This window comes from Arcicella aquatica, assembly GCF_034928825.1.
In the GTDB taxonomy this organism is placed as follows: Bacteria; Bacteroidota; Bacteroidia; order Cytophagales; family Spirosomataceae; genus Arcicella; species Arcicella aquatica.
Map to the genome: position 1 here is coordinate 23,862 of NZ_JAYFUL010000044.1, position 22,746 is coordinate 46,607.

The 22,746-nt window shown below is 36.8% G+C and carries 22 protein-coding genes; 15 read left to right on the forward strand and 7 right to left on the reverse strand.

The features are described from left to right. Positions 1–60 precede the first annotated feature (60 nt). Positions 61–1,614, reverse strand: coding sequence for an NFACT RNA binding domain-containing protein (locus tag VB264_RS19975; protein WP_323252276.1), 1,554 nt, complete (start codon positions 1,612–1,614; stop codon positions 61–63). A 137-nt stretch (positions 1,615–1,751) separates the two neighbouring features. Between VB264_RS19975 and VB264_RS19980 the strand changes: the two genes are divergently transcribed. The 5 genes from VB264_RS19980 to VB264_RS20000 all read left to right on the forward strand — a co-directional run bounded on the left by VB264_RS19980 (position 1,752) and on the right by VB264_RS20000 (position 6,996). Continuing rightward, entirely contained in the window at positions 1,752–2,126 is a 375-nt protein-coding gene (locus VB264_RS19980) for a BlaI/MecI/CopY family transcriptional regulator (RefSeq protein ID WP_323252278.1), read from the forward strand. A gap of 18 nt (positions 2,127–2,144) precedes the next feature. Beyond that, positions 2,145–3,539 carry a M56 family metallopeptidase gene (locus tag VB264_RS19985; protein WP_323252280.1) on the forward strand — a complete coding sequence of 465 codons (1,395 nt, stop codon included), beginning with the start codon at positions 2,145–2,147 and terminating at the stop codon, positions 3,537–3,539. Between the two features lie 216 nt (positions 3,540–3,755). Further along, complete coding sequence (locus VB264_RS19990; protein ID WP_323252282.1) at positions 3,756–4,448, forward strand: hypothetical protein; 693 nt, start codon at positions 3,756–3,758, stop codon at positions 4,446–4,448. Positions 4,449–4,780: 332 nt separating this feature from the next. After that, positions 4,781–5,950 (forward strand): glutathionylspermidine synthase family protein, encoded by a 1,170-nt coding sequence (locus VB264_RS19995; RefSeq protein WP_323252284.1) that lies wholly within the window; start codon positions 4,781–4,783, stop codon positions 5,948–5,950. An 11-nt stretch (positions 5,951–5,961) separates the two neighbouring features. Then, complete coding sequence (locus VB264_RS20000; protein WP_323252286.1) at positions 5,962–6,996, forward strand: YheT family hydrolase; 1,035 nt, start codon at positions 5,962–5,964, stop codon at positions 6,994–6,996. Between the two features lie 117 nt (positions 6,997–7,113). On the opposite strand, the gene VB264_RS20005 is transcribed toward VB264_RS20000, so the two are convergent. Then, positions 7,114–8,307 carry a molybdopterin molybdotransferase MoeA gene (locus tag VB264_RS20005; RefSeq protein ID WP_323252287.1) on the reverse strand — a complete coding sequence of 398 codons (1,194 nt, stop codon included), beginning with the start codon at positions 8,305–8,307 and terminating at the stop codon, positions 7,114–7,116. Between the two features lie 153 nt (positions 8,308–8,460). On the opposite strand from VB264_RS20005, the gene moaC reads away from it, so the two are divergent. From moaC to miaA, 3 genes are all read left to right on the forward strand, one after another. Then, positions 8,461–8,931, forward strand: coding sequence for a cyclic pyranopterin monophosphate synthase MoaC (gene moaC / locus VB264_RS20010; RefSeq protein ID WP_323252289.1), 471 nt, complete (start codon positions 8,461–8,463; stop codon positions 8,929–8,931). A gap of 371 nt (positions 8,932–9,302) precedes the next feature. Next, positions 9,303–9,902 carry a molybdenum cofactor guanylyltransferase gene (mobA, locus tag VB264_RS20015; RefSeq protein WP_323252291.1) on the forward strand — a complete coding sequence of 200 codons (600 nt, stop codon included), beginning with the start codon at positions 9,303–9,305 and terminating at the stop codon, positions 9,900–9,902. 189 nt (positions 9,903–10,091) lie between these two features. Next, the gene (miaA, locus tag VB264_RS20020) at positions 10,092–11,009 is read left to right on the forward strand and encodes a tRNA (adenosine(37)-N6)-dimethylallyltransferase MiaA (RefSeq protein WP_323252293.1); all 918 of its coding nucleotides are present in this window, start codon (positions 10,092–10,094) and stop codon (positions 11,007–11,009) included. Between the two features lie 142 nt (positions 11,010–11,151). On the opposite strand, the gene VB264_RS20025 is transcribed toward miaA, so the two are convergent. Then, positions 11,152–11,385: a hypothetical protein gene (locus VB264_RS20025; protein WP_323252295.1), complete on the reverse strand. Its 234-nt coding sequence runs from the start codon at positions 11,383–11,385 to the stop codon at positions 11,152–11,154. 340 nt (positions 11,386–11,725) lie between these two features. Next, positions 11,726–11,959: a hypothetical protein gene (locus VB264_RS20030; RefSeq protein WP_323252298.1), complete on the reverse strand. Its 234-nt coding sequence runs from the start codon at positions 11,957–11,959 to the stop codon at positions 11,726–11,728. A 468-nt stretch (positions 11,960–12,427) separates the two neighbouring features. Between VB264_RS20030 and amaB the strand changes: the two genes are divergently transcribed. The 6 genes from amaB to VB264_RS20060 all read left to right on the forward strand — a co-directional run bounded on the left by amaB (position 12,428) and on the right by VB264_RS20060 (position 19,826). Continuing rightward, complete coding sequence (gene amaB / locus VB264_RS20035; protein WP_323252300.1) at positions 12,428–13,966, forward strand: L-piperidine-6-carboxylate dehydrogenase; 1,539 nt, start codon at positions 12,428–12,430, stop codon at positions 13,964–13,966. Between the two features lie 311 nt (positions 13,967–14,277). Next, complete coding sequence (locus tag VB264_RS20040) at positions 14,278–15,195, forward strand: DUF1338 domain-containing protein (protein ID WP_323252302.1); 918 nt, start codon at positions 14,278–14,280, stop codon at positions 15,193–15,195. Between the two features lie 538 nt (positions 15,196–15,733). Beyond that, on the forward strand, positions 15,734–16,789 hold the full coding sequence (locus tag VB264_RS20045; protein ID WP_323252304.1) for a saccharopine dehydrogenase C-terminal domain-containing protein: 1,056 nt from the start codon (positions 15,734–15,736) through the stop codon (positions 16,787–16,789). A 219-nt stretch (positions 16,790–17,008) separates the two neighbouring features. Continuing rightward, on the forward strand, positions 17,009–17,593 hold the full coding sequence (locus VB264_RS20050) for an RNA polymerase sigma factor (protein WP_323252306.1): 585 nt from the start codon (positions 17,009–17,011) through the stop codon (positions 17,591–17,593). Between the two features lie 78 nt (positions 17,594–17,671). Beyond that, a complete protein-coding gene (locus tag VB264_RS20055) occupies positions 17,672–18,385 on the forward strand; it encodes a hypothetical protein (RefSeq protein WP_323252308.1) in 714 nt (237 codons plus the stop codon). Positions 18,386–18,419: 34 nt separating this feature from the next. Beyond that, positions 18,420–19,826 carry a S8 family peptidase gene (locus VB264_RS20060; protein ID WP_323252310.1) on the forward strand — a complete coding sequence of 469 codons (1,407 nt, stop codon included), beginning with the start codon at positions 18,420–18,422 and terminating at the stop codon, positions 19,824–19,826. Positions 19,827–19,885: 59 nt separating this feature from the next. Here the strand turns inward: VB264_RS20060 and VB264_RS20065 are convergent, their stop codons facing one another. Together VB264_RS20065 and VB264_RS20070 are read right to left on the reverse strand one after the other, a co-directional pair. Then, positions 19,886–20,410 carry a DUF4269 domain-containing protein gene (locus tag VB264_RS20065; RefSeq protein WP_323252312.1) on the reverse strand — a complete coding sequence of 175 codons (525 nt, stop codon included), beginning with the start codon at positions 20,408–20,410 and terminating at the stop codon, positions 19,886–19,888. Position 20,411: 1 nt separating this feature from the next. Further along, a complete protein-coding gene (locus VB264_RS20070; protein WP_323252314.1) occupies positions 20,412–21,251 on the reverse strand; it encodes a maleylpyruvate isomerase N-terminal domain-containing protein in 840 nt (279 codons plus the stop codon). Positions 21,252–21,413: 162 nt separating this feature from the next. Here VB264_RS20070 and VB264_RS20075 point away from each other — a divergent pair, with 162 nt between their 5' ends. Then, a complete protein-coding gene (locus tag VB264_RS20075) occupies positions 21,414–21,794 on the forward strand; it encodes a hypothetical protein (protein WP_323252316.1) in 381 nt (126 codons plus the stop codon). A gap of 172 nt (positions 21,795–21,966) precedes the next feature. Here VB264_RS20075 and VB264_RS20080 read toward each other — a convergent pair whose 3' ends face one another. After that, positions 21,967–22,533, reverse strand: a complete 567-nt coding sequence (locus VB264_RS20080; protein ID WP_323252318.1) for a dihydrofolate reductase family protein — start codon at positions 22,531–22,533, stop codon at positions 21,967–21,969. Positions 22,534–22,746: the final 213 nt, after the last annotated feature.

Sequence of the window (22,746 nt, forward strand, 5' to 3'; positions counted from 1 at the left end):
TAAATAATCCACAGTATTAATTTGTAATTGATTAATAATAGGCTTATTGCACAATACTACCTACAAACTAGGCTCAATCATTATTACCTCTTCTTTATCGATGATTACTTGCCCTTCGCCCAAATCTCTGGTTTTCCTGACATATTTTTTGGGTGTAACTATCACAGGACAAAGGGTATCAGTTTTGCGTTTTGAATAAAAAGCCGCTAGCCCCGCTGCCTTCTCGATGACATTTACAGGGAAATTCCTACCTGCCTGTTTACGAACTACAACGTGCGAGCCTGCCACATCACGAGCGTGTAACCACAAATCTTCTTTTCGAGCAAAGCGTTGTGTAAGTAAATCGTTGTTTTTGGCATTTCTACCGACTAATATTTCATACCCTTCAAATTGGTAGTATTTAAAAAGCGTTTGCACCGTATCAACAACTTTTTGAGAAGGTTCTAGCTGATGAGCCTTTAGGTATTTCCTGAATTCCTTCAAGGTTTCAAAGCCTTCAATGTCCTTTATCTGTTGTTCAATTTCAGACATATCCATTTCTTTGGCCTCCAGATTCTCCATCAATTTCTCGATTTCAATTTTCTCATTTTTGGACTTTCTGTAATAATTCTCTGCACTCTTTTGCGGACTTAAATCTGGTTTTAGGCGTACCTTAATGGGCTGGTCACGATAAAAATCATACAATTCTATTACCTCAGTTCGCTCAGGAATAGCGTGAAGGTTCGCCATGATAATATTCGCAATTTCATCATGTTTTACGCCTGTATCCAAGCTATTCAACTGTTGATAACACTTATCGATATAAGCTTGTGTCCGTGTTTTTCGCTTCTGGAGTATTTTAATGATTACGCCTTTTTCTTTATCAATTACATTGATTTTGTTGTGGGCATAATAAAAGGCATTACTAGCCTCTAGCGGGTCAGTAAAGGTGTTGACAATCTCGCCATCTTCTGCAATTAATGATAAAACAGGCTGATAGTCTATCGTTTTTAAGTAATAAGTGGGGTTTTCTAGTTGTGTTGTAATGGCTTGAATTTGTTCCCAAGTAATGGCTTCTTGACCATTTTTGCTCAAAAACTTGGTGATTTCTTTGCCAAAAGTAGGGAAGAGGGTCTTCCAACCTTTTTCCTGAAAAGCTTCAAAGCTTTGATCAATCGGACGGTCTAGTTTATCTATTGCTACATTATTATCAATCACCAGTTTATTCTGAAACAAATCAATCACTTCGTTCTCTTGAAAAAGAATAATGTTTGAACGATTGCCATACATTTTAAACAGTAATACAAAGTTATTTTCAAAATAAAGGGCAAAAGCACGTTCGTTTTCAAACTGGCGGACACTCAACACTTTTAAATTGATGATTTCTTTAAAAAGATTGGCCGAGTTGCGTCCAGCTCTTTTAAAGTCTTTCGGGAAAGCTAAACAAGCAAAATCTGGATGAAGAACAGCTTTAATATAAAAATCTTTTTGGTCGCGCCATTGTTTACCTTCGCTACAAAAGCCTAATAATATTTCGTCTTTTTCTTGGGTAAAACATTCTGCCAACACTAAACCGGTCAGCTCGGTTGAAAGCTTGTTGGATAATTGACGAAGAAAATAATAATTGGTTTGCATAAAATTATGGAAAGCACAAGGCTTTTTATTGGATAACAAAGGTAGTTGATTTACGTATTGTATCGATGAACGGATAAATACGTTAAATAACTTATTATTTAGTTGTAAAACTGAAAAATAAGTTATAGTTTTGATTCATGGAAGAATTGACAAAAACAGAAGAGAAAATCATGCAGGCACTTTGGGAGTTGAAAAGTGCTTTTGTAAAAGATATTATCGAGAAAATGGACGAAGACCCCAAACCTCCATACAATACAATTTCGTCGGTGGTCAGGATACTTGAAAAGAAAGGTTATGTGGGGTATAAGGCTTATGGAAAGACTTACGAATATTTTCCGATAATTGCCAAAGCAGAATATGCCAAAAAGACTTTTAAGAAAATATTGAATAATTATTTCGATAATTCTGCAAGCAGTTTATTGTCATTTTTGGTAAAAGAAGAGTCTATTTCTTCGGAAGAACTGGATGTGTTGAAAAGTATTATTGATGGGAAAACGGATAAAATGTCATAATTTTTAAAGCGACAAACCATGAATTATCTAATAGAATCAAGTATCTCGATGATGCTTTTGTATGGATTGTATTTCTTTGTTTTTAGAAGTTTCACCTTTATACGGCTGAATCGAGTGTACTTATTACTCAGTTTATTGTTTAGTTTGCTCATTCCAACCTTTACTTGGGAAGTAAAAGAAGTGGCTTATAGCGCTGAAGAATTAGCCAATTATGTAAGAATTTACTCTTTAAAACAATTCAATGAATTCGGAAATATTGGTTCAGAAGTAACTGCAACTAAAAGCGTAGTAGGGTTTAATTGGATGAATTTACTGTTTGTATCTTACTGGTTAGGCTTTGTGTTGATGTTAGGAAGAATAATTGTTTTACTTTTTAAGTTGATAAATCTTAAAAAAGAACCTTCTCAAGCTTATATCTCAAATGCAGGCAAATTTGCCAATTCATCATTTTTTAACCTGATTTTTATTGATGATAGTCATTTGGAAAAGGCTGAAATAGCACAGGTTTTAGCACACGAACGTTGGCATGGTCGCCTCTTTCATTCTTATGATTTACTCTTTGTCGAGCTTGTAAAAATAGCTTTTTGGTTCAATCCTATTGTTTGCTTCTATCAGCGTTCATTGGCAGAAGTGCATGAATATGAAGTAGATAGCCGAATGATAGAACAGTTTCACCCTCAGACTTACGCACACTTATTGTTGAAATTAGCAGGCTTGAAGGTTCAACCCATGATAATACACTCTTTTAGCAGAAAACCCCTTTCCGACCGCATTCATTTTTTATTTACTAAACAAAAATCAATACCTATGAAAAAGTTTGCTTACTTATCCGTTCTGCCCATTTTGGGACTAATTATGATGGCGTTTTCTTTTGAAACTGTCGTCAAGAAATTTCAAGAAAAGCCTAATAAAAATGTTGAAAGCCCACAACATAGTGCTTTGAATAACTATCCAGATGTTAAAGTTTCTGATAACAAAGAACTTTTCACGGTGAACACAAATGATAAAAAAGGCCAAATTTTTATGACTTTAAGTCCTAGAAAAGTTACTCCAGATTTAGTCAATGGAATCGTTGCCGAACATTTTAAAAGCTACGGTTATTTGATAAAAGTAAAAAATGTAGCGTATAATAAAGACAAAAAGCTAACCCGCATTGAAATTAGCCTTGATGAAAATGAGAAGAATAAAAATGCAAGAGATAAAAAGAAAGTAAAAGTAGCTGATTTGCCATCCCATTTCAATTTTGACCTTAGCAAAATGGTTAATAAAAATCCTAAAGAATTAGATGCTATGATTGTCCTTTTTGCTGATAAAAACACTGGCGAACATTTTGTAGCTCCCCTTGGTCCACCACCTCCGCCGCCGCCAATGCCACCATCGCCACGACCAATGCCAACGAAAGTAAAAAAATAAATATAGAAGCTTGATAGTATTATCTATCAAGCTTTTTTTTGATTCAAACATTTTGTTTTTTTATCAAGAAATGTCCTCGTTTACATACCGCTTTTACCGTTCCCAAAAATAAAATACCATTCTTCCTAAGTATTTTCTTATTGCAAAAATCCAGAATATCTTTGATGGACAAACCAAAATAACATTTCACGATTTTTATAATCGTTATCAAAGACAATGACGCCCTTACGCAAAAGTTCATTTATTCGCAAAGTCAAAGATATAACCGTCGGAAGTACTTTGGCCTTAGCTGTGTTGGGTAATACCGTGATGCTACAAAGCTGTGGAAGTTCTAATGAGGAGGATGAAGGCGACTACGAAGAAGTGGAAGTTTATACAAAAGGAGTAAAAACTTATATTACAGAGACTTCTAAAGGTGAATTCAAAATTACGGATGAAGTAGAAGTGCCTGCCGATAGTTCCGTGGCTATTGTTACGTATTTGGATGGCAAAAAAGATACACTTTCACCCCGAGCAGTAAAGGCATTGATTGATAATGAAATTGCTACTAATCAAGCGAATGTAGGACATACCAATAATCTATCGAATGCTTTATTATATGGTGGAATGGGCTATTTATTAGCCAAAACGTTGAGCCCGACGTACACTAACTATCGCCCAGATATGCCGAATGGTTTTAATTCATCAAGTTCATCTTATAGCAGTGCAAACCAAGACAGCTCACGAAGAAGACGCCATGTTGGATATTACGGAGGAGGTTTGGGTCGTTATTATGCCACAGCAAGTGCTTTCCAAAAATCAAATACTATTCATCAGAGCATCGGGAATTCAAGGACAATTACTTCCAGACCAGTATCGGGAAGAAGTGGTTTCTTTCATAGTTCTAGTCATGGGGGGTATCATGGATAAGCTTTAAGCTATGAGTAGTGAGCTTTAAGCTGTCAGCTTTTTCCCACTCTTCAATCATTTTTAGTGGCATAGATTTTATAATGATTAAGCAATCAGCTATGAGCAGTGAGCTTTGAGTTTTTTATTTAAGCTTTAAGCTATGAGCAGTGAGCTTTGAGTTTTTTAATTACATTGTAATGTATAAATTTCCCGTATTCAATAAAGAAGCTGATAACTCAAAGCTAATGACTCATAGCTTTATCGCATATTAAATTTCCCGTATTCAATAAAGAAGCTGATGGCTCAAAGCTGACGACTCACAGCTGTTAGCTGACAGCTCAAAGCTATTAACAATGAAGCTCAAAAAATTAAATATTTCACCTACGCGCACCTTGCAAAATGCTGGTTGGGAATGGATGCTTGGCGAAAGTACGCTTCCATACATTACGGATGAGATGATTATCGTTTCAGAAAAAGAAGCAGAAAACTATTATGATGCGGTGATGCAATTGTACGAAATGTATATTGAAGCTGCACAGCATGTGGTTGAAAATGAGCTTTTTAAAGAAATAGGCATTCCCGAAAACCTAATCAAGCTAGTGAAATACTCTTGGGAAAACGATAATCACTGGCATATTTACGGTCGTTTTGATTTGAGCGGAGGTTTAGATGGCAAGCCCATCAAACTGATAGAATTTAATGCCGATACTGCCACCTGTATTCCAGAAACTGCCATTGTACAGTGGGCTTCTTTAAAGGCCAATGGGCTGGATGAAAGCTCCCAATTTAATACCCTCTATGAATCTTTGATTGAACAATTCAAAGAACTAAAACGCCAAAATCCTGTATTGACACCTTCATTGTTGATTTCAACGATGGAAGGTTTCCCCGAAGACGATACCAATATGCAAGTATTGGGCGAAGCAGCTATGGAAGCAGGTTTTGAAATAGCCTATGAGAAAATCGAAAATGTAGAGTTTTCGCCGATTGATGGTATCTTTCAGCAAAATAAAGGAAATGGTAGTTTTACAAAATATGATTTCTGGTTTAAGCTAGTGCCGTGGGAATACATTGGATGGGACGAACCCGAATTGGCTGATATCCTCACTAAAATAGTGTATGACAACAAAGCCATTGTATTGAATCCTGCTTATACATTATTGTTTCAGTCGAAAGGACTATTGCGTATTTTATGGGAATTATTTCCCAATCATCCGTTGTTATTAGAAACAGATAGCAAACCTTTGGCTAATAAAGCCTCCGTACAAAAGGTGCTTTTTGGGCGAGAAGGAGCCAATGTAAAAATACTTTCGGCAGCAGGTGCAACAATTGATGCAAAAGACGGAGAATATTTTGAACAAGCAGCCGTTTATCAAGAATATACCCAATTTCTAAGCGACCATACTGGGAATTATTACCAAGCAGGTGTTTTTTTTGCTGGCGAAGCATGTGGTTTAGGTTTTAGAAAAGGTGGAAAAATCATCGACAATACAGCCCAATTTTGTGGGCACATTGTTGTATAAATATTATTAATATGCCCATTATTCAAACGTCTTACAGAACTTCACATATCTGGAAGGATGCTCATTTTTCAACAATTTATCCAAGTACACTCAGAAAAGTAACTGGAATTGAATACGACCGCGAACGATTAGAACTATGGGATGGCGACTTTCTGGATTTAGATTGGTCGAAAGCTGGAAAACCTACTAAAAAAGTAAAAACAAAAAAGAAGGCCGTAGCAGCAGTAGAGGAGCAAAGAAACATACAGCCTAGTAAATCCTTGGCGATACTATCCCACGGTTTTTTAGGCAATACCACTCGCCCTTATTTATTAGGAGGTGTAAAAGCATTTAATTCTATTGGTTGGGATGTGTTGGCTTGGAACCACCGAGGACTAAGCGGAGAAAAAAATCGACTAGAGCGCATGACCATCCACGGGGGTAGTGATGAACTAGAAGCGGTAGTAAACCATGCTTTAGTCAAAGGTATTTACGAAGAAATTGTATTGGTAGGCTACAGCAAAGGAGCGAATATCGCGCTGAAATATGCAGGAGAGAAAGGGGAGGGGATTTCTGATAAAATCAAGAAAGTAGTCGCCATTTCTTGCCCAACTGATTTGCAGGGAAGCATCGTAGCGATGGGAAAAGCAGGATTTTATGCCGAAAGGTTCAAAGTGAAATTGCTAAAATTTTTGAAAAATAGATGGGAGTTGATTGATAGTCAGATATTTAAAGAATTTGAAAAATATAAATATTTAGAAGACTTTACCAATAATTACATAGCACCCTTGCATGGTATGAAAGATGCGGAGGAGTATTATGAGCAATGTGCTGCGATGCCTTATGTAGATAAAATAAGGGTGCCTTCGTTTATCCTGAATGCCAAAAACGACCCTGTATTGTCTGAAAGCTGTGCGATGTTAGACCTTGCCAAGCATTCAGATTATATCTTCTCTGAATACCCAAATTACGGCGGACATTGTGGCTTTTACCTTTCTAATTCAGAAGGATTATATTATGGAGATAAGCGGATGTTGGAATTTGTGGAGGGGAAGATTGTTGTGTAATAGCTATAAGCAGTAGGCTATAGGCTTTAAGCTTTTTGGTAGGGAGCAAATTCAAATTCAATATTGCTAACTTACTGTCGTTATAAAGCTTACAGCCTACTGCTTATCGCTTAAAGCCTACCTCCTAAACCCCACAAACCCAAACACCTCCCCAGTTTTAAACACTTGTTTATCTGCTGGTAATTCCACAAAACCATCACAATCAGTCAGGTTGGCGAAGTCGGCAGAGCCACTGCCTTCAAAAGGAGTAGCCATCATTTTACCTGCTTCAAAATACGTTTTTACAGGTACAAAATAGCTTAAGTCAGGCTTGAAAACAATGTCTTTATCCAATATTACCTCCTCACTTTTTATGCCTGCTTTAAGCGTAGGCAATACATATTTGCAAAAACATAAAAAGGTAGAAACAGGATTGCCGGGTAAGGCAAAAACGATTTTCCCTTCTTGGGTTTTGCCAAACCACATGGGCTTGCCTGGTTTTTGAGCGACTTTATGAAATAGCTTTGCTAATCCCAAGTCGGCTAAAATAGCAGGAACATAATCTTTTTTACCTGCCGAAACTCCTCCGCTCAGTAACAGAATATCATGTGAAGTAATAATTTCTTGTAGTTTTTGATAAAGTACCGCTTCTTCATCAATCAGGTGAAAAGTAGAAGTGTCAATCCCGATTTGTTGTAAAGCCGCCGCCAACATATAGGCATTAGAACTACGGATTTGATAAGGTAAAGGTGAAGTGTCAATATCAACCAATTCATCTCCTGTGGAAATAATAGCGATTTTTGGTGTGTTATTTACCTTTACTATGCTTTTTCCTACAGTAGCCATTACCGCTATTTCGGCAGGACTAATTTTTATGCCTTTTTGCAACAAAACGTCATCCGCTTTTCGGTCAGAGCCTTGAAGGTGCACATTTTGTCCTTTTTTGATTTCTTCCTTAGCAATCGTTATTGAAGCTACCTTTATGTCATCAATTGACTGAATATTAATGTCCTCATAACGTAGCACAGTGTCACATCCTAACGGCAAACTTGCTCCTGTCATTACCTCAATGCCCTTTGTGCTGTCTTGTAATGCCTTTTGAGCTTCGCCTGCAAACTGAATATTTTCAATGATTATCTTTTGAAAATCTACTTCATCAAAACAAAATGCTAAACCATCCATCGCCACTCTATTAAAGGGAGGAAAGTCGCGGTCAGCAAGAATATCTTCGGCTAATGTCTTACCTACGGCTGATAACAACGGTACCGCTGAAACCGTAGTTTGGTAGGGGTTAGACATCACGATGTTGAGGGCTTCTGCTACTGAAATCATAAATATTTTTGAGATTTTGGTCGAAACTGTATTTCAACTAAATGTAGGGAATCAAGATTAGATATTTACCTTTGTGCAAAAATAAACAGGATTCCTTTGGGAATCGTTTATTCTTTTGAATTTGTTCAAAACGAATTTCTTGATCAACATTATATGAAAACCTTTACTCATTTAGATGCCGACAACCAGCCTGCGATGGTTGATGTTTCTGAAAAAGCTATTACCAAGCGTACTGCTACGGCACAAAGTATTGTGGTGTTGACGGACGAAATAATGGCTAACTTCCAAGACGGCGACTTGAAAACTAAAAAAGGTTCTGTCATCCAAACGGCTATTATTGCGGGAACAATGGGTGCTAAAAAGACATCTGAGTTGATTCCACTTTGTCATCCATTAGGGTTGGATTCATGTAAGTTTACTACTGAAATAGCTGGCAATGAGGTGATTATTACCTGTACATGTTCGCTAACAGCTAAAACAGGGGTAGAAATGGAGGCTTTGACAGGTGCAAGCATTGCTGCGTTGACGATTTATGATATGTGTAAAGCATTTTCGCATGATATTGTTATTAAAGAAACAAAGCTGATTTTGAAGACTGGAGGGAAGAGTGATTATAAGGTATAGGCTGTCAGCCTTCGGGTTTCGGTCATCGGCTTTCACTCATGGCATGACTTTAAGTCATGCCATGAGTAAGTCAACCCCAACGACGCAATCTATAGCGAGGGACTTAAGTCCTACTGATTACCCATAAGTATATAAATTATTGATAATCAAGGTGCTTATTCCTAGCGAGGGACTTAAGTCCCTCGCTAGGAATAAGAGTTACAGGTAGTCAGGCTGTGACATGAGGCGACCAAAGCTCAGTTTGAAGGACGATTTAAGCCGATTTAATCAATAATTATATTTTCATTTTAACTTTTTAAAAGATATAGGTAATCTATAGGACTTAAGTCCCTCGCTATAGATTGGATAAATAATAAAAATGCCTTCCCCAAATGCCATTCAACAATAAAACAAACATAAACGGCTTAATTCTCTCTGGCGGGCTGAGTAGCCGAATGGGAACAGAAAAACGTCTTCTGAATTATCACGGCAAAACTCAGGAGGAATATTTGTATGAATTGATGAAGCCTTTTTGTGATGAAGTATTTGTATCAATCAACGAAAATCAACAAACAACTTTACCTGCGATTCAGGATGTACCCGAGATTAGTGTGAAAAGCCCGATAGTGGGTATTTATTCGGCTTTTAAAAAAAATCCTGACTCAGCTTGGTTGATAATAGCTTGCGATATGCCTTTGGTAAATCAGGAAACGATTACTTTCTTATTGGAAAACCGTAATGCTGAAAAGTATGCAACGGCTTTTGAAAACCCAGAAGAGCATTTTCCTGAGCCCCTGTTGACAATTTTTGAGCCTAAATTTTATCAACCTTTGCAAGAATTTCTTAAGCAAGGTAAAAAAGCTACGATACGGCTTTTACAGAGTTTAGACATAGCATTATTACAAGTACCCGACATACAAATGTTAAAAAATATCAATACAACAGAAGAGTATAATAGCTTTAAGCTGTCAGCTATGAGCAGTGAGCCTTGAGCCATGAGCAGTCGGTTATGAGCCACGAACAAGTAGCAATGAGCCATGAATATTTAATTTAGCGTAAAAAAACAAATTTCATAGCTTAGAGCTATGAGACTTGAGCAGTCAGTTATGAGCATTTAATTTAACGAAAAAAATCTCACAGCTCAAAGCTGAAGGCTCACAGCTATCAAAAGCTATCCACAAATGAACATACAACCCAAACATAAAACACTCATCATCATCGTAGGGCCTACAGCTGTTGGAAAAACAGACCTTTGTGTAAAACTGGCCAAGGAACTCGATACAGAAGTAGTTTCAGCAGACTCTCGTCAGTTTTATCGTGAACTAGCTATCGGAACCGCCAAGCCAACTGTTGAAGAAATGGACGGCGTACCTCATCATTTTGTAGATTCACATTCTATCCATGATTATTATTCTGTAGGAGATTTTGAACGAGATTGTTTGAAGGTTTTAGAAGAAATCTTTACTCGAAAAGATACTGCCATTCTTACAGGAGGTTCGGGGATGTTTATAAAAATGATTACAGACGGAATCGATGAAATGCCTGAGGCGGATTTACAAATACGTCAGCAACTAGCTGAACGTTTTGAAAAAGAAGGATTAGGTTTACTAAAAGAAGAATTACGTACCCTAGACCCTGTATATTTTGAGCAAGTAGACGACCAAAATACACAAAGAGTATTAAGGGCTTTGGAGGTATGCATGGCTACGGGGAAACCTTTTTCGAGTTTTAGGAAGAATCAGAAGGCAGAACGCCCTTTCAAGATGCTAAAAATAGCGTTAGAACGACCACGAGAAGAACTCTATACCAGAATAGATACTCGTATGGATTTGATGTTAGGTGCTGGCTTGGAAACAGAAGCAAAAGCAGTAATGGACTATCGCGAACATTATGCCCTAAAAACAGTAGGTTATCGTGAAATCTATGAGCATCTGGATGGCAATTATGACCGTGAAGAGATGGTAAGGTTACTCAAAAGAAATTCAAGGCGATATGCCAAAAGGCAAATGACATGGTTTAAGAACCAAGACGAATTTCATTGGTTTGATGCCAAGAATGTAGCAGAGATTATGGATTTTGTGACAAACTCCCTAAAATGAAAACTAAGCATTAAAGAGTATAAATAGATTACTGAGTTTATCAGGGAATAAGTTTGAAAATCTGTTCAAGCTCTTTATCAGCGAAGGATATTTTTTAGCAAGCCTTTTTGCTTGTTTATCAAAAAGCGGAATGGAAGATATACTATAACTCATTGAGCAAGTCTTTTGCGGGGCGAGCTTTCAACTTTCCCTGCTCTACCAATTTAAGCTCCAAAACAGCTTCTTTAAGTTCTTGCAAAACTTGTTCTTTGGTTGGTTCTTGGTATTCCAACGCTTCTAAGTCTCTATATTGTTTTTTGAGCTCCTTCCATTCATTGATAGGGATATATACACCAGTGGTTTTTCCCTTACCGTCTTGTATCATCTGTAACCTCATATCTTAAAAATATTTTAAAAATTACCAGTCTTTTAATTTAGAAAAGAAACAAACCCATTATAACCATATTTGTGTTTTTCGACAGCTTCTAATTTTGTGTGTTAACTACTACTTATCAAATTTACACAAAGCACATAAAAAATTGTATAAGACTTGTCTCTTTTTAGTAAATCAGTATTTTAGGTATTTGTTAATGCCATATTACTTCACCCCAAAACAAATGTAGCGAAACCTAAAAGGCTTCGCTACAAATCATCCTTAAACCAAAACTAAATAGATAATGTGTTCTAAAAAATGCCAAAACATGGCAAATGTTGGCTTTCGCCTGATAATATTATTGTTAGTCTTCGCGTCTGAACGCTAGGAGTAAAATTCTACTTCCGATACTTAATAAACGACTTTCTTTTTCAGTTATTGTTTTTTTTTGAATTTCTGGAACAATATTTTTAGATTTTCCTTCTTTTCTTTCCACTTTCTTTCCCGACAACAAATTATGTGGAAACCCAATGGCTAATGCGTTATTAGACAGAGCGGTAACCGTAAATAATGTAAGAGCAATAGTAAAAGATTTCATCGTTATGATAGCTTTAAATGTTCTATATATGTGTCGCAAGTGTGGCTTTTTAATTACAATACAAAGTTAAGTGTTTTGTTAGGTACTATGCAATACATAATACCTTAAATTTTCTTAAAATCTATATAAATGGTTAAGAAAACGGATGAATGGAGTTAGGTTTGTCTATAAGATGAAGAAAAAGTATAAAACGTTGCAGCTAAAATATTTTTTTTGAAAATTTTAATATTTTTTTTTCTCATAAAAATACCATGCTTGCTAATTTTAGCATAGCCTAAAATTTTTTAGACTTGGAATAGTAATATTTTTATCGATGTGCTACGTATATTGATAAGAGTTGTTTTGCTTGCAAATTAGAATAATTGGGCATAGATTTCGGAAAAATCACTATTTGTTAATATTCTATCTAGGGTATTCATTCTTAGAAAAATTAAATAAATCAGCCTGAAAAAGGTTGGGGTTTTCATCATGCAAACTATTTTAGAAAAATTAGCGATTAAGCCAATCAATTTTGGAACGAGCACGGGTTTAAACGCTTGGGCATCGGAAGGAGAGTTGCTTAGTTCTTTTTCGCCTGTGGATAATCAATTAATCGCCAAGGTTACACAAACTACCTTTGAAGATTATCAACAGGTGATTACAACCGCGAAGTCTGCTTTCACAACATGGCGGAATATTCCTGCACCCCGACGGGGTGAGATTGTTAGACAAATGGGAGAGGCTTTTAGAGTCAACAAATCGGAGCTTGGGAAATTAGTTTCTTATGAAATGGGCAAAAGTCTGCAAGAAGGTTTAGGGGAAGTACAGGAAATTATAGACATCTGCGATTTTGCGGTGGGACTTTCCAGACAACTATACGGACTTACGATGCACTCTGAACGCCCCGAACATAGAATGTATGAACAATATCATCCTTTGGGTATCGTTGGCATTATTTCAGCCTTTAATTTCCCAGTAGCTGTTTGGTCATGGAATGCAATGCTGGCATTGGTTTGTGGAGATGTTTGCGTGTGGAAGCCTTCTGAGAAAACACCTTTAACTGCCATTGCTTGCCAAAATATCATTACTGCTGTATTGAGGAATAATCAAATACCCGAAGGCGTATCGAGCATTATTACAGGCAACTATCAAGTAGGCGAGTGGCTGACTGCCGATACGCGCATTCCTTTGATTTCAGCCACAGGCTCGACCCGAATGGGGAAAATAGTAGGAGCCACCGTTGCTACTAGAATGGGAAAAAGTTTGTTGGAATTAGGGGGCAACAATGCCATCATCATTACCCCAAATGCTGATTTATCGATTGCCATTCCCGCAGTAGTTTTTGGGGCAGTTGGTACGGCAGGACAACGTTGTACTTCTACCAGAAGGTTAATCATCCATGAGTCTATCTATGAAACGGTTAAAGAACGGTTAGTAAAAGCTTACAAACAGTTAAGGATTGGTAATCCTTTAGATGAAAACAACCATGTCGGTCCGCTCATAGACACCAAGGCAGTAGAAGCCTATCAGTCGGCTATTGAAGCCGTAAAACAAGAAGGGGGAACTATGTTAGTAGTTTCAGAGGTTTTATATGGTGAAGGGTATGAGTCTGGCTGTTATGTAAAGCCATGCATTGCGGAAGTGAAACCTGATTTCAGGATTGTAAAGCATGAAACTTTCGCGCCGATTTTGTACCTTATGTCATATTCTACGGTAGAGGAAGCCATTGTTATACAGAACGATGTGCCACAGGGTTTATCATCTTCAATTTTTACCTTGGATATGCGAGAAGCAGAGTTGTTTTTATCTGTCAATGGTTCAGATTGTGGTATAGCCAATGTCAATATTGGTACTTCTGGTGCAGAAATAGGAGGAGCTTTTGGTGGTGAAAAAGAAACAGGTGGAGGAAGAGAGTCAGGTTCGGATGCGTGGAAAGTCTACATGAGGCGACAAACCAATACCATCAACTATGGTAAACAGTTGCCTTTGGCACAAGGAATTAAATTTAATATAGAGGGGGATAGTTAGTGATTGAGTGAGTTGTGATTTAGTGATTGTTTTTAGTTGTGAATTGTGAGTTAGTGAATTTTATAGTTGTGGGTTAGTGAATTGTGAGTGGTGGATTAGTTTGTTGATTTATCCCAATGAGTTTAAACTACTTGTCAATCTATTAGCAAAACATAGTCTCTCAAATTCGCATTTTGACCTATTACATGATGACCATTAACAAACACTAACTCACAATTCACTAACCCACAACTATAAAATTCACTAACTCACAACTCACTCATTCACAATTCACTCAATCACAATTAATTCGCTCAAAATCATTTGAAAATATGAAAACGCAAGAAACTATCACAAAATCTTTGATGGAGAAGCTCTGGGAGGGCTACTACAAAAGAGTAACTTATGCAAAACAATATGTTGATTTGGTGTTATCAAAAGGAGGGAATGTCGTAAATGATCACTGTGCTTTTAGAACATTTAATACCCTCACGGGCAAACAGCCTGCTGGTATTATGGCTATTGCAGAAATATTAGAAGCGTTGGGTTATGAAAAAATATCACCTTATTCTTTTCCTTCAAAACATCTAAATTCTTTTCATTATCAACATCCGACTAACATCAATTTTCCAAAATTCTTTGTAACGCAACTAGAAGTAGCGGAACTTTCAGAACCAGTACAGGTATTGATTAATGAAGCCGTAAAAGACACGCCCGATTTATTAGCTGGCGAAGCTCGCCAATTGTTAGCGTCCTTGAAGCACAACAAAGAATTGATAACTGCCGAAGCCGACCGTTTGGTAGAGATGCTCGTGAAATACTTTGTTCGTCCTTGGGGACCAGTGAAAAAAGAAACGATATTAACGGTTAACCAAGAGTCCCAATTTGCTGCTTGGACACTCTTGCATGGTAATTCGGTAAACCATTTTACGGCTTATATCAATCACCAAAATATACCAGAATGGAGTGGCATTGAAGCAACAATGTCAGCTTTATCTGGTGTGGGTGTGCCTATTAAAAAGACTATTGAAGGAGATAAAGGAAGCAAATTACGCCAAAGCTCAACCGAAGCCATTGATGAAGACTGCGAAGTAATAGAAGCAGATGGAAGCGTGGGTGCCCTTCGTTGGTCGTATGCTTACTACGAATTAGCGGAAAGAAACTATATGGATAATGACGGTCAAAAGATTTGGTTTGATGGTTTTCTAGGGGAACAAGCTACCAATCTTTTTGAGATTACTAAGCGGTAGCACTAGCTGACAGTTGAATATGCTATTAGTGAAAAGCAACCTTTCCACATTGGTGGCGGCTGATGTGTGGGAGGTTGTATAATAAAATTCTTCTCCCAGATAGTAATAACTCTTTCTATTAGTTGGTGACTTAAGTCCTACTGATTACCTATAAGTTTGTAAGTTGTTAATAGTCAGATACTTATCTCTAGCGAGGGACTTAAATCCCTCGCTAGAGATGAGGGCTTCAACGCTTGGTTTTAAAGACTATTTATGTACATTTAAGCTAATTTGATCAATAATAACATTTCTATTTCAACTTTTTAAAAGATGTGGGTAATCAGTAGGACTTAAGTCACTAGCTAATAGAAAATGATTTTGAGGATTTTCTTATCAAAAAATATTAACGAAATAAAAACGTAGCAACCCTGCTTTCATACAAGCAGCGCTGGATAAGTATTGCGTAAAAAAAGAATAATCATCAACCAATTAATCACATTAAATGCTCTTCAATAGCTATCCTTTCTATGCGAAAGGGGCTAAGGTTGAGTTTACAATCATGAAAAATATCTTAGTAATCGGTATGGGCAAGGTAGGCTCATTGGTAGGAATCCTATTGTCTAAACGTTTTGAAGTAAAGGGATTAGATAAACAACAACCTTCCACAGACGTTCCTTTTGAAATAATAAAAGGAGATGTGACAGACGTCGCTTTTCTGGAAAATATCATTCCTCATTATGATGCGGTGGTGTCGTGTATGCCTTATAATCTGAATTTGATGATAGCCCAAACTGCCCATAAAAATGGCAAACATTATTTCGACTTAACCGAAGATGTACCCACTACTAGTGCCATTAGAATCATGGCAGCACAAGGTAGTTCCGCTGTTTTAGCACCTCAATGTGGACTAGCACCGGGGCTGATAGGCATCGTTGGGGCAGATTTAGCCAAGCGGTTTACCAAACTCCGTGATATAGAATTGAGGGTAGGAGCATTGCCAAAATACCCCAACGGACTGCTTGGATACTCTTTTACGTGGTCGCCAGCGGGGGTAATCAACGAATACATCAATGACTGTGAGGTAATCCATAACGGAAAACTGAAATTAGTATCTGCACTAGATGGCCTCGAAACCATCAATATAGAAGGCAATGAATTTGAAGCCTTTAGTACTTCGGGAGGACTGGGCACGATGTGTGAAACCTTTGAAGGGAAAGTAGACACCCTCAATTACAAAACCATTCGTTATCCCGGTCATGGTAAATTGATGAAGTTTTTGTTGTATGAATTAATCCTGAAAAATCGTAGAGAATTGTTGGAAGAAATCCTGACAGAAGCAAAACCTCCCGTACAAGAAGATGTAGTGTACGTATATGCTGTAGTGGAAGGTTGGAAAAACGGCATCATCGAACGAGAAGAATTTTACAAAGCCTATTCGCCCATATTAATTGACGGCAAGCCGTGGCGCGCTATTTCATGGACTACAGCAGCATCAATCGTTAGTGTGATTGAAATGGTAGCCGATAAAACATTACCCCAACAAGGATTTATCAAACAAGAAGACATTAATTTTAGTGATTTCCTATCGACCACTACGGGACGTTTTTTCCTATAAATATACTATCTTCAAATAATTGGTTTTCAGTTGACTATTCTATTATGTGTATAGTCAATTGAAAACTTTTTTTATTTTTGTATGCTAAACAGCTATTCATTGCTTTACTTTGCTTTTCTGCACATCTAAAAGATTTCTTCAAAATACACCCATCTCATTTATTTATACATTTCTTCCTACAAACTCAATTAAAAAATCGCTTAAACAACCATTATTAAAATGAACATTTTTGCTCGTGGTACAGTGCCTGATGATAAGATTTTATCGGGAATTTTGGGTGATTCAGTGCTGAAAAGAGCTACTGAAAATAAGTTGTATGAGCAGTTCGCTTATTTAATCAAAGATGCTACTTTCAAGCACCAACTCACGGAAGATGATGCAGCAAGTTTATACGCTGATGCTATCCTTGTAATTATTGAACATATCCAGAAAAAACGTTTCGAGGGTAAATCTTCTTTAAAAACCTATCTTTTTCAAATTTTTTCAAACAAATGTGTTGACTTTATTAGAAAAGCTTCGACTAACAAGATGAGCGTCTATAAAACAGCGTCAATTGATGACTTGTTGATAGGCGTTCCAGATGAAACCAGAAGCATTTTACAAGAAATGATTTCTGAAAACGAAGTAAATGTTCTAAAAACCAAGATTAAACAAATAGGTGAAAAATGTCAAGAAATGATGATGTCTTGGAGCGAAGGGCTGTCGGATGAAAAAATAGCTGCCGAAATGGGTTATCAGTCGGCAGGCGTAGTGAAAACGAGTCGACTAAGATGTCTGGAAAAACTAAGAGCCTTGTATAAATAAGGTTGAAGCGTATATAATTTATTCTTTGACAGCTACTAAAGCTAAATGCTATTAATCATTTGTAAAAATTGAACCAAAATGTTAGAAAGAATAGAATCATATTTTAACCATACGTTAAGCGAAGAGGAGCGCCAATTGTTTGAAAAACAACTGGCAACCGATAAAGAACTCGCAGACGAAGTAGCATTTTACTTAAATACTAAAATTGCTGCCCGCGAAAATGCTAAAGAAAAACGCAAGCTAGCCTTTGAAGAGCTAAGAAAAAAACTATCGACGACTAGAAAGATAGGTTTCAACCCTTGGACGATGGGCATTGCGGCCTCCATCTTTATTGCCTTGATTACATGGGTATTAGTTCAAAATAATACGGGTAATCCAGCAGAGATTGCCGATGGATATATCCAAGAGCATTTCGAGAACCTGCCGGTTAAAATGGATGGCAATGCCGATAGCTTGCAAATGGGAGTGAGGTCTTTTAATAAAAAGGACTATTCAGATGCCAAGTTGATTTTTGATGACCTATTAGTTCGTAACCCCGATGCCCCTGAAATACTAAGGGTAGCAGGAATTACCGAATTGAAATTAGCACATTATGCAAAAGCCGCCGAACACTTTCATGAATTAGGCACCCAGACCAACTTGTTTGCTAATCCGGGCAAATTTTATGAAGCCTTAAGCTTGATGAAAATCGAGCCTTTTGATAAAAAAACTGTTGAAGGATTATTAAAAGAAGTAGTGAACAACGATTTGGAAGGAAAAGAAAAAGCGATAGAAATACTGAAACAATTATAAATCAAAACTTAATTCATAACCAACGCTGATTACTATGAGACCACTTCTAATATTTCTAGTTTCCATTGCTCTTTTAATAGGGTTGTTTTTTTTCTTTATGGGACTAAAACCTAGCAATTCCAGAAAAGAAATAGTAGCGCCTATCAAAACGAAAATAGATTCGCTTATTCAGGAAAAGCCCGAGGTTTTTCCGTACTCTTATGTAGATGGAGCGGGTTATGTATTGAAAGACAAGCAGGTTGTATATTTTGGCGAAGCCGATACTACAGAAGCCAGAAAACAAGAAATCATTGATGCCTTTCAAGCAGAATTGGAGGCATATTGGAAATGGGAAATTTTATTAGGAAACAAAAGTCTAACAGCGGATTCTAGTAATGTTAATAGAAATGAGGTTGCTAACAATGAATCTCCAGCGATAACCGACCGAGTAACTCAACTTTTTGATGTGTCAGATTTAATTAAAGTATCCATTGATACCGTTAATAACTGTAAATGTGATAACAACTTTATTTTACTAACAGGTAATGATTTACACCTGATTAGAACAAACCCTAATCCAGATGGCGGAGGTATTGGTAGTGGTCCGCCCCATACCATTATCCCTATTGAAGATTTAGCAAGTATTCCGCTTGACCCTACAAATGTTACTAAAATAATAGCCAAAGGTGCTAATGATGGCACACCGAGCAGTACTGATGGTAAAATATTAGTGGGCATCATCGATACAGGTTTCAATGCCGAGGCATTGAATAGTGGGTATTTTAGTACAGGGCTAGACTATAATTTTTTGAACAATACCACTGATATTAAAGATACTAATCCCGAAATACACGGTACTAAAATATCAAGAATCATTATTCAAAATGCAGGTAAAAACGATAAAATACAGTTGGTTGGGTTAAAAACTTTTGACGAAAACTATGCTGGCGATTTATACCATAATGTTTGTGCTTTGATATATGCTTATAAAAATAACATCAAAGTGGTAAATGCTAGTTGGGGAACTTATATCAAAGAGCCAGATGGAATTTTCACGAAAGTATTGAATGATTTGAAAAAGAAAGAAATGGTTTTAATAGCCTCTGCTGGAAACGATAACCTAGATATTGATGATGAAAAATATTGGCCAGCTTGTTATACAAAGGATAATGAATTAGGCTCAAACGTCATTACCGTAACCAGTAAAAGTGGTACTATTTGTCAAAATCAATCAAAATCAGGGAAATATATCGACTTTACGGTAAGAGCAGATGCCAATTGTATGCATGATATTCCTAATAGTCCTGCACAAAGTGGGTCATCCTTTGCAGCTCCTTATGTTACATCGGAAGTAATAAAATATTTTTTAACTAATCCGGGTATTTTTAACAAGAAGACTTTTACCAATGCCCTAATTGCTACTCCACCCGCCAGTGGAATTTCGGTCTATCAAAATCCATAAGATTAGATAGATGTCAATAGTCTGATTATCTTCTGAGGAAGATATTTCAGACTATTTTTTTACACCTCCACCTTTAGCAATTCAAGGTAAGGGTCGCCTTCTAAACCCAATAATTTTGCAAAAGCAGGCTCAGTTTTTAAGCCTGCTTTTTTTAATGCAATGATTTCAGCCCTAAAGGCTTCGCCATATTTCAGCAATAATTGATATTCAATCATCATATGTCGATAAGCGAATTGGTCTTTTGTTGCTACGTTTTGTCCGAAGAATTCAATCTCAAAATCCTCTATCATAAAGCTAGCGATAACAGCATCATGCTGATGTACCTCACGAGTCCATTGCTTAAAACCCACAAAATGCCCGAAATGATTTGTCAAAAAATCTATAAAGATTTGCTTATCTGCCCATTGGCAAATAATATCTAAGTCGCTACTTTCAATATCAATTTCTATGGGAATCGTTCCTACTAAAATAGGAGCAAAGGGCATTAGAAGCTCCATCACCTTATGTTGCGTAAGAATCCTAAAAGCCTTCTGTTGCTTTGTATTGCCATTTTTTAGGTAATCTATCGTCTCAAAATTTATCATATTAAGCCATTACTGCCAACATATCAATGATCTTTTCGCCTAATAATAGGTTACCTTTAATACTGATATGTTTTGCTGCCCTTTGTTTGATGATTCCCTTCGTAAAAATCCTCCATGCTATTTCACCCTCAATCGTTACTTCGGTAACGGGCGTTTTACTAGCTTTATCTGTTAAACCCCATACACTACCATCATACTCCAGAAACCAGTCGCCCCCGCCTTCGCCAGTGATATGAAAATGGATGACATCGCCTTTCTCACTTTTTACATTTTTATAATGATGAGGCAATGCTCGCATAGAGGTATCTAAATAAGGGAAATAAAATTCCTTACGATAAAGTTCAGCCGTTTGTCCAACCGCAAACCTAATTTGTTGCTGGTGATGCCATTTTTCGGTGTATTCCCGAGCAATATGAAACCAGTTAGACGATTCCTCTTCGCCTGCCCAAGCTACCGAAAACGTTGCGGGTGCCAGTGGGTCTAACGTTGCTAGATAGTCGTTATATTCTTTGCCTGTGGAGGTTAGTAATTCAATAATAATGGCAGGGCTTACTCTTTTCATCGCCGTTACCCAGTCATGATTTAGCTTATTAAGGTAATCTAGCAAATCTTGATAAGAAGTAATGCTTTCGGGAACTACTCCGAAATACTTATCACGAAGCATGGATAAGGTACGGATGTTGCCGTCTAGCAAATGTACTGCAATATCTTTCACTCGCCAGAGCGGTGCAATACTCTGTTTTTCCCAGTCTTGGGGTGATAGAGATGTTAATACTTCAATTAATTTTTCATCAATCTTTGGAAAAAGCTCAATGGTTTGAATTATATTAGTTTGTTTCATGGTAGGGAGATTTAGGGTTTGAAGATAGTGAAAATCTTTTTAACCTTTCCCAAACCTTTTATGTCGTTGTTCGTGTTTGTTCACCAACAACATGGGCGACAGCAACGTATTTCCTCGATTTGTTGGTGGAATAATACCAACAAAGGGAAAACCTATTAAAAAATGGAGATAGATAGAAAACAGATTATTTTTTTTATTATGGCTTTTATTGGTTTTTTATTATTCAAAGGACTTATTTATTTATTAGATAAGCGTCAAATAAATGATTTTCTAGAAACACAATATGAACTTATCCTAAATAATAAACCTATTAAAGACGATAGCAATAAAGGACTTTATTTCTATGATTGTACAGACTTAAAAGGAAATAAAGAATTACAAGGAATTTCTAGTAGAGTTATTTATAATGCAGTGTTAAAAGGCGATACAATACAAAAGATAAAAGGTGATACATCTATTATAATAAAAAGGAAACATTTAGTATTAAAATTTACTTTTGACGGAATTTATACTGGCAATGAAGATACTATTTTGGTTAGATGAGATGTGTTTCACTATACTTTTACTCTTCGAGATATTCACCCGTTTTTTGCTATTTACGTCGTTGATGGTATTTGTTCACCAACAACTTGAGCAACAGCAACGCATTTCCTCGATTTGTTGGTGGAATAACACCAATAAAGGCATAACTTTCATTTTTTAAGTAAATTCGCTTTTATACAGGCAGATATTTACAAAGCATTTTTCCATTTTTGTAGGTAACAGTACGCTCTAATTTCAGAAACCTTGTATCGTTAAAAATTGAAAGTCCTGTACCGATTGCCACGGGATTTCTGAAAATATAATACTCATCAATAAGGTTTTGGCTAATGAGTGAACTTACAAAATTGGCTCCGCCATAAACAAGAATATCCTTGCCTGATTCTTCTTTTAGTGCTTGTACTGCCGTAACGAGGTCTCCATTTTCTACTTCTAAATTTCTGCCCGTAATTACAGTCTCTGTTTTACTGAAAACAATCTTCTGCATATTTACCATTCGTTGCGCCAGTGGGTGTTCATTACTATCGGGATGATTGTCGAATATATTTTCCCAATGGTCAACGAAGCCTCGCGTCATTTTACGGCCAAGCAAAATAGTATCACAACTATCGGCTATGTCAATGATGTCTGTAAAAACGGCTTCATCCCTTCCGCCAGGAATCCACATCCAGTCTAGCTGACCATCTGGTCTACCTACGAAACCATCGATAGTCATTTGTACCTGTAATTTTAATTTTCTCATAACCATAGTTTTTAAGAAATCAATACCATTTAAGCAACGTTTTCATTTATCATAAACAACCGATAACTAGGAATTTGAAATACTACTGCGTCGGTGTGCTTGCCTAAAATAGGTTGACAGATTTATTATCCTGTTTAATTTACTTAAAATTGTAATATAGTTTGATTTGGGTCTGTTTTTTTTGTTCCATCGGATGTCCAAATGTTTAATTTA

Excerpts from the sequence above, each read along its gene's own strand:
- VB264_RS20055 (WP_323252308.1), top strand. The coding sequence starts at position 17,672 with ATGTTAGAAAGAATAGAATCATATTTTAACCATACGTTAAGCGAAGAG.
- miaA (WP_323252293.1), top strand. The coding sequence starts at position 10,092 with ATGAACATACAACCCAAACATAAAACACTCATCATCATCGTAGGGCCT.
- VB264_RS19985 (WP_323252280.1), top strand. The coding sequence starts at position 2,145 with ATGAATTATCTAATAGAATCAAGTATCTCGATGATGCTTTTGTATGGA.
- VB264_RS20045 (WP_323252304.1), top strand. The coding sequence starts at position 15,734 with ATGAAAAATATCTTAGTAATCGGTATGGGCAAGGTAGGCTCATTGGTA.
- VB264_RS19975 (WP_323252276.1), bottom strand. The coding sequence starts at position 1,614 with ATGCAAACCAATTATTATTTTCTTCGTCAATTATCCAACAAGCTTTCA.
- VB264_RS20050 (WP_323252306.1), top strand. The coding sequence starts at position 17,009 with ATGAACATTTTTGCTCGTGGTACAGTGCCTGATGATAAGATTTTATCG.
- VB264_RS20005 (WP_323252287.1), bottom strand. The coding sequence starts at position 8,307 with ATGATTTCAGTAGCAGAAGCCCTCAACATCGTGATGTCTAACCCCTAC.
- VB264_RS20025 (WP_323252295.1), bottom strand. The coding sequence starts at position 11,385 with ATGAGGTTACAGATGATACAAGACGGTAAGGGAAAAACCACTGGTGTA.
- VB264_RS19990 (WP_323252282.1), top strand. The coding sequence starts at position 3,756 with ATGACGCCCTTACGCAAAAGTTCATTTATTCGCAAAGTCAAAGATATA.
- VB264_RS20000 (WP_323252286.1), top strand. The coding sequence starts at position 5,962 with ATGCCCATTATTCAAACGTCTTACAGAACTTCACATATCTGGAAGGAT.
- VB264_RS20040 (WP_323252302.1), top strand. The coding sequence starts at position 14,278 with ATGAAAACGCAAGAAACTATCACAAAATCTTTGATGGAGAAGCTCTGG.
- VB264_RS20030 (WP_323252298.1), bottom strand. The coding sequence starts at position 11,959 with ATGAAATCTTTTACTATTGCTCTTACATTATTTACGGTTACCGCTCTG.
- VB264_RS20080 (WP_323252318.1), bottom strand. The coding sequence starts at position 22,533 with ATGAGAAAATTAAAATTACAGGTACAAATGACTATCGATGGTTTCGTA.
- VB264_RS19995 (WP_323252284.1), top strand. The coding sequence starts at position 4,781 with ATGAAGCTCAAAAAATTAAATATTTCACCTACGCGCACCTTGCAAAAT.
- moaC (WP_323252289.1), top strand. The coding sequence starts at position 8,461 with ATGAAAACCTTTACTCATTTAGATGCCGACAACCAGCCTGCGATGGTT.
- VB264_RS20060 (WP_323252310.1), top strand. The coding sequence starts at position 18,420 with ATGAGACCACTTCTAATATTTCTAGTTTCCATTGCTCTTTTAATAGGG.
- VB264_RS20065 (WP_323252312.1), bottom strand. The coding sequence starts at position 20,410 with ATGATAAATTTTGAGACGATAGATTACCTAAAAAATGGCAATACAAAG.
- VB264_RS20075 (WP_323252316.1), top strand. The coding sequence starts at position 21,414 with ATGGAGATAGATAGAAAACAGATTATTTTTTTTATTATGGCTTTTATT.
- amaB (WP_323252300.1), top strand. The coding sequence starts at position 12,428 with ATGCAAACTATTTTAGAAAAATTAGCGATTAAGCCAATCAATTTTGGA.
- VB264_RS19980 (WP_323252278.1), top strand. The coding sequence starts at position 1,752 with ATGGAAGAATTGACAAAAACAGAAGAGAAAATCATGCAGGCACTTTGG.
- mobA (WP_323252291.1), top strand. The coding sequence starts at position 9,303 with ATGCCATTCAACAATAAAACAAACATAAACGGCTTAATTCTCTCTGGC.
- VB264_RS20070 (WP_323252314.1), bottom strand. The coding sequence starts at position 21,251 with ATGAAACAAACTAATATAATTCAAACCATTGAGCTTTTTCCAAAGATT.